Source organism: Quisquiliibacterium sp. (assembly GCF_982640115.1).
The window spans coordinates 1-9,698 of the sequence record NZ_CEXFHW010000156.1 but is presented as its reverse complement, the minus strand read 5'-3'; the positions used below and the strand labels follow the sequence as shown (position 1 = coordinate 9,698).

The 9,698-nt window shown below is 71.6% G+C and carries 13 protein-coding genes; 7 read left to right on the top strand and 6 right to left on the bottom strand.

Annotation, left to right across the window (positions count from 1 at the left end):
* The 7 genes from AC2H6A_RS15195 to AC2H6A_RS15165 all read left to right on the top strand — a co-directional run.
* Nucleotides 1–1,149 (top strand): SctD/MshK family protein (locus tag AC2H6A_RS15195; RefSeq protein ID WP_484274500.1); only part of this gene is annotated, 1,149 nt, incomplete at its 5' end.
* A gap of 9 nt (nt 1,150–1,158) precedes the next feature.
* Nucleotides 1,159–1,905, top strand: coding sequence for a type III secretion system inner membrane ring lipoprotein SctJ (sctJ, locus tag AC2H6A_RS15190; RefSeq protein WP_484274498.1), 747 nt, complete (start codon nt 1,159–1,161; stop codon nt 1,903–1,905).
* The gene (locus tag AC2H6A_RS15185; RefSeq protein WP_484274496.1) at nt 1,902–2,537 is read left to right on the top strand and encodes a hypothetical protein; all 636 of its coding nucleotides are present in this window, start codon (nt 1,902–1,904) and stop codon (nt 2,535–2,537) included. The genes sctJ and AC2H6A_RS15185 overlap by 4 nt, the downstream gene beginning before the upstream one ends.
* Complete coding sequence (locus tag AC2H6A_RS15180; protein ID WP_484274495.1) at nt 2,534–3,172, top strand: FliH/SctL family protein; 639 nt, start codon at nt 2,534–2,536, stop codon at nt 3,170–3,172. The genes AC2H6A_RS15185 and AC2H6A_RS15180 overlap by 4 nt, the downstream gene beginning before the upstream one ends.
* Nucleotides 3,165–4,517 carry a FliI/YscN family ATPase gene (locus tag AC2H6A_RS15175; protein WP_484274494.1) on the top strand — a complete coding sequence of 451 codons (1,353 nt, stop codon included), beginning with the start codon at nt 3,165–3,167 and terminating at the stop codon, nt 4,515–4,517. The genes AC2H6A_RS15180 and AC2H6A_RS15175 overlap by 8 nt, the downstream gene beginning before the upstream one ends.
* On the top strand, nt 4,514–5,002 hold the full coding sequence (locus AC2H6A_RS15170) for a hypothetical protein (RefSeq protein ID WP_484274493.1): 489 nt from the start codon (nt 4,514–4,516) through the stop codon (nt 5,000–5,002). The genes AC2H6A_RS15175 and AC2H6A_RS15170 overlap by 4 nt, the downstream gene beginning before the upstream one ends.
* Nucleotides 4,999–5,970 (top strand): hypothetical protein, encoded by a 972-nt coding sequence (locus tag AC2H6A_RS15165; protein WP_484274492.1) that lies wholly within the window; start codon nt 4,999–5,001, stop codon nt 5,968–5,970. Before AC2H6A_RS15170 ends, AC2H6A_RS15165 begins: the two co-directional genes overlap by 4 nt.
* Before the next feature lie 33 nt (nt 5,971–6,003).
* On the opposite strand, the gene AC2H6A_RS15160 is transcribed toward AC2H6A_RS15165, so the two are convergent.
* The 6 genes from AC2H6A_RS15160 to AC2H6A_RS15135 form a co-directional block, all read right to left on the bottom strand.
* Nucleotides 6,004–6,762 (bottom strand): hypothetical protein, encoded by a 759-nt coding sequence (locus AC2H6A_RS15160; RefSeq protein ID WP_484274491.1) that lies wholly within the window; start codon nt 6,760–6,762, stop codon nt 6,004–6,006.
* Between the two features lie 6 nt (nt 6,763–6,768).
* Nucleotides 6,769–7,020, bottom strand: a complete 252-nt coding sequence (locus AC2H6A_RS15155) for a hypothetical protein (protein ID WP_484274490.1) — start codon at nt 7,018–7,020, stop codon at nt 6,769–6,771.
* 123 nt (nt 7,021–7,143) lie between these two features.
* Nucleotides 7,144–7,932, bottom strand: a complete 789-nt coding sequence (gene sctT, locus AC2H6A_RS15150) for a type III secretion system export apparatus subunit SctT (RefSeq protein ID WP_484274489.1) — start codon at nt 7,930–7,932, stop codon at nt 7,144–7,146.
* 18 nt (nt 7,933–7,950) lie between these two features.
* On the bottom strand, nt 7,951–8,223 hold the full coding sequence (gene sctS / locus AC2H6A_RS15145; protein ID WP_484274488.1) for a type III secretion system export apparatus subunit SctS: 273 nt from the start codon (nt 8,221–8,223) through the stop codon (nt 7,951–7,953).
* Between the two features lie 18 nt (nt 8,224–8,241).
* Entirely contained in the window at nt 8,242–8,907 is a 666-nt protein-coding gene (gene sctR, locus AC2H6A_RS15140) for a type III secretion system export apparatus subunit SctR (protein ID WP_484274487.1), read from the bottom strand.
* A gap of 43 nt (nt 8,908–8,950) precedes the next feature.
* Nucleotides 8,951–9,698 (bottom strand): FliM/FliN family flagellar motor switch protein (locus AC2H6A_RS15135; RefSeq protein WP_484274486.1); only part of this gene is annotated, 748 nt, incomplete at its 5' end.

Here is a 9,698-nt window from a genome sequence, read left to right as displayed (position 1 = left end):
GGCGAGCGGCTGAGCATCGGCTTCGATCTCGGCTGCGATGTGGTCATCCGCCATCCCTCCCTGCTCGGTCTGCGTGCCACGCTGATCCAGGAAGGGGAGGATGTGCGGCTGCAGGTCGAGCAGGGGCAGGTGAATCTGCTCGGCATGACGGTGCCGGCGGGCCGTTCGGTGGTGCTGCCCCGCTGGGTGCCGTTCGCCCTTGGCGACGCCATGCTCGCCGTGGGCTCGTCGCGCGGTCGTGGCGGGTCTGCCTGCCGGCGTCTGGCCAACCAGCTCGCCCAGGAGCGGGCCATCGAGCCCGATGCCGCGGACGAGATCTCCGATGTCGCCGCGAACGCCGACGGCGATCCCGCCCCCGTGCTCGATGCACGCGGCGCCGAGCCCTCGGAGGCGCAGGTCCGAGAGCTCAGCCAGTCCTGGCAGCGCAGCAGCCGCGCCGCCGCTCGCGGCCGTCGCCTGGCCTGGCAGGTGCCGCTCGCGATGGCCGGCTGCCTGATGATTGCCCTGTCGGTGGCCTGGCTCGCCCCCATGGTGATCGCGATGAACAGCGCGCCCCTCGGCTCGCTGTCCGAGCGCCTGCGCGCGGTGCTGCGCGACCACGGTCATGGCCATCTCAGGGTGGAGCAGGGCGCCTCCAGTCCGGTGGTGCGAGGCTTCGTCGACACCGACTCGCAGCGCGCGCAGATCGCTGACCTGGTGACGCGGGCCGGTACCGGCGCTTCGGTGGAGCTCACGTCTGGCCAGCACATCGTGCGCCAGGTGTCCGATGTGTTTCGGGTCAACGGGCTGCCGGCGCAGGTGCGTCATGTCGGCCGCGGGGTGATCCATGCCGAGGTCGGCGTGGCCGATCCCGAGCGGGTGCGTCGGGCCGAGGAGGCCGTGCGCCGCGATGTGCCGGGTCTGGCCGGTCTCGAGATCCATTTCACGCCGGCGCCCCGTGCGCCGGCGGTGAAGGCCCCCCTCGTGCCCGATGACCCCGGCAAGCGGGTGGTGAGCGTGGCCTATGGACCGAACGGCCATGTGGTCACGGCCGACGGGGCGCGCTACTTCGTGGGCGCAGTGCTGCCCACCGGGCACCGGATCACCCGGATCGCCGAGGGCGAGGTGGAACTGATGCGGGACGGGCAGACCACCCGGCTCGCGATCTGAGGCAGGCGCATGACACGACTGAGAAACCGGCTGGCCATCCTGTTCACCTGTCTGCTGCTGGCGGCCTGCAGTGCGGCCGACCTCTATTCGAACCTGAACGAGCGGCAGGCCAACGAGATGATCGCGGCCCTGCAGACCGCGGGCATCGAGGCCAGCAAGCAGTCCAAGGACTCCACCAACTGGACGGTGCGTGTGTCGCGTGGCGACTTCGCGCGTGCGGTGGACACTCTGCGCGCCGAGGGCCTGCCGCGCGACGAATTCGAGTCCCTGGGCCGGGTGTTCAAGAAGGAGGGCTTCGTGTCCTCACCGCTCGAGGAGCGGGCCCGGCTGATCTACGGCCTCTCGCAGGAGCTCTCCAACACCATCTCGGCGATCGATGGCGTGGTGGTGGCGCGCGTTCACCTGGCGGTTCCCGATCGAGACCCGCTTTCGGACAAGCCGCGCAGCGCCTCGGCGTCGGTGATGGTCAAGCATCGGCCGGGCGTGGATCTCAGCGGCCAGATCGGGCAGATCAAGGCGCTGGTGGTCAACAGCGTCGAGGGTCTCACCTACGACAGCGTTACCGTCTCGCTGTTCCCGGCCCGCGAGGCGGTGCAGGGCGCCCGCGCGCGTGGCGAGGCGGGTGCCGCGCCAGCAGGCCTGTCGCTGTCCTCCCTGCTTCCCTATGGCGGCGCGGCGGTGCTGCTGCTGCTGCTGATGGCCGGGTTCTGGATGCTGCGTGAGCGCCGCTGGCGCATGCGCTCGGAGGAGGAATGAGCGAGAGCACGCTGCCAGCCCGTCTCGCCGATGCCCGGGCGCGCCGCGCGCGCTGGTGCCACGAGGCCCGGGTGCTCGGCCAGATTGCCTTCGAAGCCGACGCCTCCCGTGCGCCGCTGAGCGCGCCGGCGGGCGGGCGCGCCAGCGCGCTGCTCACCGCGGCCTGGGAGCGCCGCGCCGGACTCTGGAACTTCGACGCGTCGGCGATCGGGCCTCTGCCCGACTGGGCTGACTGTCCGCGGGAGCGTCGGCAGGAACTCGCGGTGCTCGCCGGCGCGGTGCTCTGCGCACGGGCGCTTCGGCAGTGCATCGACGGCTCGGTGCTCAAGCGGGTGGCCGAGGTGATCGGCGAGGAGCGTCTGGATGTGCTCACCCGCCTGTGCGTCGGCCGGGCGGCGGCTCTGGCCGTGACCTGGGAGGCCGACCCGGTGGCGCAGCTCCATGCGCTCGGCGGTGAGGTGCTGCTGCGCAGCGCCAGCGCGCCGGTCGCGATGCGCCGGCGGCTGGCCATGCTGTTCCCGCGCTCCAGTGCGCTGGGCGGCGTGGAGCCCGCCCTGCTGGCGCGGGTGGCTGACGACGCCCGGATGCTCTGGGCGGGACGCCAGCGCGACTCGCAGGGCAGGGCGGCATGAGCCGTCTTACCCTCTTTCGCAGTCCCGAGTTCTCGCTCGTGGCCAATCGCGCGCTGATCAAGCGCGATGAGGTCTCGGCGGTCGATGACACGGTGGGCATGCTGCGGCGGGTCGCCCGTCTGCGGGAGGCCCTGGACGCCGAGTGCGACGCGCTGCGCGCGCGGGCCGCCGAGGAAGGGCGCGCGCAGGGGCTGGCCGAGGTGCGTACCGAGTTCGCCCAGGCGGTTGCCGCCGCTACGGCCTCGGCCGACCTGTCGTTGGCGCGCGAGCAGGCCGCGATGCAGGCCCGGGTGGTGCACCTGGCGATGGCGGTGGTCGAGCGCATTGCGGGCCAGCTCGGACCGGTGGCGATGGTCGGTGCGATCGCCGCCCGCGCGCTCGAGGAACTCGAACCGACCGCGACGATCCGGGTCCGGGTCGCGGCCGATCTCGTGGATGCGGTCAGGCAGGGGCTGGTCAGCGATCATCCCCGCGTCCAGGTCTTGCCGGGCGATGGCCTGGGCGCCTTCGACTGCGAGATCGACACGGGCGGTGGCCTGATCGAGGCGGGTCTGCCGGTGCAACTCGCGGCCGTGCGTGCCGCCCTCGCCGCAGCGAGTGGGCGGGGTGACGAGGGAGCCGCACGCGGTGACTGATCCGGCTGCGAGCGGGGCGGCCCCGCTGCGATCCCTGCCCGCGGGTGATCCGCTCGCGCGGGCCCTGGCCGATGTGCGAACCATCCGGCGTCGCGGGCGGCTCGTCGAGGCGGTCGGCGCCACGCTGCGCGTGGCCGGCCTGGACGCCCGCATCGGGCAGCAGTGCGAGCTGGTCGATCCCGATTCGGGTGTGCGGATCGCCGCCGAGGTGGTCGGCCTGTCGGGCGGGCAGGCGCTGCTGATGCCACTTGCGCCCTTGAACGGCGTGTCGCTGTCCGCCGAGGTGGTGGTGGCCTCGCAGGAACTCACCGTGCCCTTCGGTGCCCCGCTGCTCGGTCGGGTGCTCGATGCGCGCGGTGTGCCCATCGATGGCGGTCTGCCGCTGCCGGCTGCGCTGCCGCGCCGGCCGGTGTTCGCCGATGCGCCCAACCCCTTGCGGCGTCGTCCCATCCATGAGCTCTTCCCCACCGGGGTGCGGGCGATCGACAGCCTGCTCACGGTGGGCGTCGGGCAGCGGGTGGGCATCTTCGCGGGGGCGGGCGTGGGCAAGAGCACGCTGCTCGGCATGCTGGCCCGACAACGGCGCAGCCAGGTCAATGTGGTGGCGCTGATCGGCGAGCGCGGCCGCGAGGTGCGTGAGTTCATCGATGACTGCCTAGGGCCCGAGGCGCGCGCGCGCACCGTGCTGGTGGTGGCCACCTCCGACCGGCCCTCGATGGAGCGGGCCCGCGCGGCCCATGTCGCCACCGCGATCGCCGAGGGCTTCCGGGCCGAGGGCGCCGATGTGCTGCTGATGATGGACTCGGTCACCCGCTTTGCCCGTGCGCTGCGCGAGATCGGTCTGGCCGCCGGCGAGCCGGCCGTGCGGCGCGGCTTTCCGCCTTCGGTGTTCGCCGAGCTGCCGCGGCTCTTCGAGCGCGCCGGCACCGACGCTCGCGGCTCGATCACCGGCTTCTATTCGGTGCTGCTCGAGGACGAGGACACGGCCGATCCGGTCGGCGAGGAGGTCCGCTCCATCCTCGATGGCCACATCGTGCTGTCGCGCAAGCTCGCCCAGCAGTTCCGCTACCCGGCGATCGATGTGCTCGGCAGCGTGAGCCGGGTCTTCAACCGGGTGACCCAGCCGCCGCATCAGATGGCCGCGGCGGTGATCCGCCAGCTCATGGCGCGGCATGCCGAACTCGAGTTCATGATCCAGATGGGCGAATACAAGGCCGGCACCGATCCGGTCTCGGATGCGGCCGTCCAGCGCCAGCCGCAGATCCAGGCGCTGCTCAGCCAGAAGTCCGACGAGTCGGTCTCCATGGGCGAGACCATGATGGCCATGGCCAAGGTGGTCGGATGAGCGCACAGCGGCTGGAGGACATGCGCCAGGTGCTGCGCGTGCGCCGCATCCGCCTGAGCGCGCTGGAGCGCGAGCTTGCCGAGCGCCGTGAGGCCGAGCGCGCCGCGCGCGCGCAGCTCGCCGAGGCGCTCGACATCCAGGCCCGCTGGCGTGCCGCCAGCGAGGACTTCACCGGATGGACCCGCCGCTCGGTCGACCGTCTGCATCGCATGCTGCCCCTCGTGCAGGCGCGCCGTGAGCAGTTCGACAGCGGCTGCCGTGGCGCAGCCGGCCATGTCACCCGCTGCGAGGGCGAACTGGCCCAGGCGCGCGAGCAGCTCGCACAGGCCCAGGCCGCCTTCGTGCACGCGCAGGCCAGACTCGATGCGCTGCAGGCGCGTCACCGCGGCGATGCCCGGCGCTGGCAGCTGCTGACGGAAGAAGCGGTTTTCGAGGAGGCGGCTGACAGTCGCGCCGCTGCCGACCATGCCAGGAGGATCCGATGAACGCCATGCCCGAACTCAGACCGTCGACGCCGCCGGCCCGCGCTGCGGTTTCGCCGGCCGGTGATGGCCGCCGCGATGCCTTCGAGCAGGCGCTCGCGCGCCGCAGCCCGCCGCGCCCGGGTGCCGAGCCGGTGGGCCGTTCGGCCGGCGGGGCGTCGCGCGCAGGGGCGCAGGGCGAGCTGGAGGACGCATCAGCCGGTTCATCGGAGCCCGCGATGGCGGGACAGGCAGGCGACGCGGTCACCGGTCTCCAGACGATGCCCGATCCGCTCGCGTCCCTGACGCCGGCTGCGCGGATGGCGCTGAGCGTCGGCTCACCGGCGCCATCGGTGTCGGCGCTCGGGCCGGCCGGCACCGTGGCGCCCGATGCGGTCGCGATCGACGCGGTGGATATGACGGCGTTCGCAGCCCCGGATGCGGATCAGACCCTGGACGATCCGGCGCAGTCCGCGCGGGCCACCGGATCCGACCCGCGATCGGGCGCGTCTCGCGGCCATGCCGCGTCGCTCGACGGTGAGTCCGCCTTGTCAGGTCGCGAGGCAGGCAGCCTGCGCGCCCAGACAGTCCAGTCGGCCGAGGTGAAGTCCGGCGAGTCGGCGGTGGCTGAGGCCGGCGCCGTTCCTGGCCGCCCCCTGGAGCCCTTGACCGGTCAGAGCACGCCCGCACCGGCGGCCAGCGGCATGACCTCGGCCGTGGATGCCGCGGCTCTGGTGGCGCGGCTGATCGGTCAGGTGCCCTTGAGCGGCTCGGCCGACGATGCCATCCGCATGCTCTTTCCCGCGGGCAGCGGTCCGATCGAGCAGATCGTGCTGAACCGCGAGGCCGGCCAGCTCAATCTGGTGGTCAGTGCCACGCCCAGCGCCCGCGAAGCGGTGTCGCGCAGCGTGCTCGAACTCGAGCGCCGGCTGCGTGACCGGGGCCTGCCGGTGGGTGCGGTGCGTGTCTCGGAGCGCGAGTCCGGGCGGTGAGCCCGGGGGGCCATCGCTCCGCGTGAGCCGCGCTCAGCGCGGCTTCCAGGTCGGTGCGCCGAAGCGGTCGCCTTCCGGCGCGCTTGCGATCGTCAGCGCCCGGGCCGCGATCTCGCGCGGCGACTCCCCCGTGGCCCACAAGCGGCCGATGGCCTCCAGCAGGGTGCGGGTCTGGCGGTTGAACTGGCCTTCGGTGGATTCCAGCGCCTGCGCGATGAGCATCTCGGCGTAGATCCTTGCCGCCTGCGGCGCGGCATTGAACAGCGACATCAGGCGCTGCAGGGCGAAGGCGAAGTCGTCCCGCGACAGGCTGGCCGGTGCGCCCGGGTGCAGCAGCCAGGCGCACAGGTATTCCATCGGCCCCACCCGTCGGCGAGCGCGGGTCGGCGCCGGCGCGGCGGCCGTCGCCGGCATCGGCATCGGCAGTTCGGTGGATCCGGGCAGAAGATCCGCAAAGAGCAGACTGGCATCGAGCGGCGGCGGCTGGTTGACCCAGCCGGCTGCACCCCAGGCGGGCAGGCTACCGGAAGGCAGGCGGGCTGTGCCAAGCGCCGTGGCCAGGGTCCTGGCGAGCACGACGCGGGCACGGGCATTGCCGAACTGTTCGACCGCGCAGAGCAGCTGCACGAAGACCGGGTACTGCTCGTCACCGGCCTGGGACCAGACCCGGTCGAGCAGCTTCACACGCGCATCATCATCGGGCTGCGCACCCAGCGCCGACACCAGCTGCTGCGCGGCGGCCTGCCAGTCGGGGGAGGCGCGCAGCGTGCGCTGCACCGGAAGGGCGGGCACGGTGGATCACGCGTCGGGCAGGAGCAGCGAATCGAGTACCGACTGGGCGATCGCGCGGTGATCGGCCGCATCACCCACGAACGCTGCCTCACCCAGCACCGTGGCCTGCCCGGGGCGCTGCGGCCAGCCCTCGAAGCGAAGGCCGCCGGGCGCGCCTGCCGATCCGGCTGCGGCGCTTGCGACGCCGGGCGCAGAGGGAAGGTCGATCGGGCCAGGCCGGATGGCCAGACTGGCTGCAAGGCCGGAGAGCGGGTTCATGGCAGGGGTCATGGAGGCAATGAACGCAGTCTAGTCCCGGCACGCCGGCCTTGTAACTGGGGCGGACCCTAGCCTGTCGTGACCCCCGGCCGGCGCGTCCGAAGGCCGCCGCGCCGACAGGTCTCAGGGCGCGAACAGGCTGCGCACCACGCCGAGCAACGCGGGCACCCGCTGGGTGAACTCGACCACCATCAGGTCGATCATCGAGCCGAGCAGCACCATCACCACGCCCAGGGCCAGCAGGGACTTCACCGGCGGCGCGATGGTGAGCAGGTTGATGGTGGGCGCGTAGCGGTTCACCAGGCCCAGGGCCGCATCGACGATGTAGAGCACCACCAGCACCGGTCCGGCGATCATGAGCATCAGCAGCATGATGCGCCCGAGCGCCCCCTCGAAGTGGCCCACCGCGTCCGGGCGCAGCGCCGGCAGCGCGCTGGTCACCGGCCAGGCCACATAGCTTTCCAGCAGCACCCCCACCAGGAACATGAAGCCGCCCGAGGCCATGAACACCCAGCTGCCGATCCGGGCGAGCAGCACGCCGGTGTTCGAGCTCTGGTTGCCGCTGAAGGGATCGACCATCGCGCCGAGCGAGGCTCCGGACTTGGCGTCGATCAGTTGCCCGGCCGATTCCACCGCCCACAGCAGGCTGCTGGCGAAGAAGCCGATCACCGCGCCGATGAACGCCTCCTTGGCGAACAGGGCCACCCAGCTGCCGATGTCGATGCCTGGCGGCACCGCCGTGGGCTGCATGGCCAGCGTGATCACGCCGATGCCCACGAACAGGCTGTTGCGCACCAGCGCGGGCAGCGACTCCTGGGTGAACATCGGCAGCAGCAGAAAGGCCACCGCCAGCCGCACGGTGGACAGACCCAGCAACAGGGCGAGGTCGCTCAGCCGGCTGAAGGCTTCCATGCGCGCGCGGCCGGCGCCTCAGCGCCGCACCATCGTGGGGAAGTCGCTGAAGATCCGGTCGCCATAGGCCTGCAGCGACCCGGCCAGGAACGACCCGGTGGCAAAAAGCGTGAACACGATCGCGATGAACTTCAGCGTGTACTGCAGGGTCTGCTCCTGCAGCTGGGTGGCCGCCTGCACCAGCGCCACCACCACGCCCACCAGCGAGGCCACCACGATCGGCGGGCCGGAGAGCTGCAGCACCAGCCACAGGGCATCGTAGGTCAGGCGGATCGCCTCGGTCTGCTGCATGAGCGCTCGCCTCGCAGGTCAGTGATAGGACAGGACCAGGCCGTGGGAGAGCTTCACCCAGCCATCGATCAGCACGAAAAGCAGCAGCTTGAAGGGCAGCGATACCGTCACCGGCGAGAGCATCATCATGCCCATCGCCAGCAGGATGTTGCTCACCACCAGATCGATCACCAGGAACGGCAGGAAGATCAGGAAGCCGATCTGGAAGGCCGACACCAGCTCGCTCACGGTGAACGCCGGGATCACCACGATGAAGTCGTTCTCGCCCACCTGGTCGGCACGCTGCTCGCCCACCATCCGTTGCGCGGTCTTCTGGAAGAAGGCGCGTTCGCGTGGCGCGCTGTGCTTGATCAGGAAGGTGCGCAGCGGCTCCTTCACCGCGTCGATCGCGCCGAGCATGCGGTCGGTGTCGCGTGCGGCACTGGTCGCGGTCTGGCCGGAGCTCTTCCAGCGGTCGGCCACATCGAGCATCACCGGGTACATGACATAGAGGGTCAGCACCAGCGCCATGCCGTTGATCACCACATTGGGCGGAGTCTGCTGCAGGCCGAGCGCGGTACGCAGCAGGCTGAGCACCACCACGATCTTGGTGAACGAGGTGACCATCACCGCCACGAAAGGTGCCAGCGACAGCACCACCACCGTGATGAGCGCAGTTGCCGGGGTGAAGGAGGTGAGGTCCATCGGCTGAGGCGGGAAATGAACGGAAGGAGAGCCCGCGGCGCGATCAGCGCGGAGCGGCCACCAGCTCGCGCAGGCGCACGCCGAAGCCGTCGCCCAGGGCCACCACCTCGCCGCGACCGATCAGCCGGTCATCGGTGAGCAGGTCCACGGTGAGCGATTGCGCGGTGCGCGCCACATTGATCACGGCGCCAGGTTGCAGGCCTGCCAGCACGCCGAGCGGCACGCTCACCCGTGGCAGCTCGAAGCGCACCCGGATCGGCAGCGACTCCCAGTCGGCGCCGGTGGGGACCGCGGCATCGGCCGACTGGCGGCCGCTGAGGGGATCGTTCATGGGGTGATGCTCCTGATGGGTGAATTCGAGCCGGCCCTGCAGCGGGTGGAACCAGGCCGTTGCCTCGTGGCGCTGGTGGAAGACGGTGGCCCGTACCGGCCAGGGCTGGGTGGGGTCGTGGGCCGGCAGCAGCACATCGCCGGATTCAAGGCCGAGCCATTCGGTGCGGCTGAGCAGACAACTGCCCAGGGCAACCCGACAGGGAAGGCGCACCGGCAACAGGCCTGGCGGCAGGCTGCGCATCAGTGGCAGCGGCAACTGTTCGCAGGCCTGGTGGCTGAGCCCGATGCGGGCGGCATGTCCATCGGCGCTCTGCAGCCGGACCGCGCAACTGCCCTTGCCGGGTCCGGAGTGCAGCGCGCGCGGCAGCAGGGGGGTGGCCAGCACCGTCTCGAGGTGGCCGATCAGCGGCTCGCTCGCCTCGAGCGCGTGGCTGACCGCGCCCGCGTCGATGCGCCCC